At 43.4% G+C, this 744-nt stretch carries 1 protein-coding gene; it reads right to left on the reverse strand.

Going from position 1 to position 744, the window contains the following annotated elements; genetic code table 11:
- Positions 1-13: 13 nt before the first annotated feature.
- Positions 14-744 (reverse strand): transposase (locus tag CXF89_RS19210; RefSeq protein WP_145990852.1); only part of this gene is annotated, 731 nt, incomplete at its 5' end.

A 744-nucleotide genomic window follows, 5' to 3' on the forward strand; every position in this document is an offset into this window, starting at 1 on the left:
TAACACCATTCAGTTAAGCATGCTTTGACTTAATGGTGTACCGAGTTTTTGAAATTCGAACGGTCCTACTTTTGGGCCGTTTTCTTTTTTCTGGAAGAATATAACGTTTCACTCGTTCTCGCATTGCCCTTAATTTCTTTGGAATTGAACCTGGCGAAGCGATGGCACACCAGAGTATCTCATCCTGTATATCCCGCAAAGCCATGACAAAACTAATTCTCAGCGGGGAGACTTTAGCCTCTTTGGCTATTCGACTTATCTCTACTCGAATTAAATTGTAGGCTAGCAATATACCCCATAGCTCTTGATTGACTCCATCCACAGTCTGACTACGCAAAAGAATACTATCCTCAAGCATCTGGTGTTTTATTTCTCCATAGCTATTTTCAATTTCCCAGCGTTCGAAATAGACATCAAGAATGGCCTGCGCACCAAAAGCCTGTTTATCATCCAAAGAGCACAGCAGACCTTTTATTTTTCCAGGCCCCATTGGCTCAGGATAAAGAACCAGTCTGGCCTGCCAGCACTCAGGAAGCGAAGGGTCTTGTCTTCTGGCATGCGCAGATACACTCATCTCTACTTTGAAGTCATGCTCAGAGTAAGATTCAATGACGGTGTATTGCGTGTTGCTTTTAATCGGGACCATCCAGTGCGACTGTGGGTGTTGCTTACGCCAATTAATCAGTAGCTCAGCGCTGAGATAACATCGGTCAAAAATAGTTAGACTGTTATCACTTACATGAC

Origin of the sequence: Pseudoalteromonas sp. MelDa3, from assembly GCF_002863625.1 — a bacterium.
GTDB lineage: Bacteria > Pseudomonadota > Gammaproteobacteria > Enterobacterales > Alteromonadaceae > Pseudoalteromonas > Pseudoalteromonas arctica.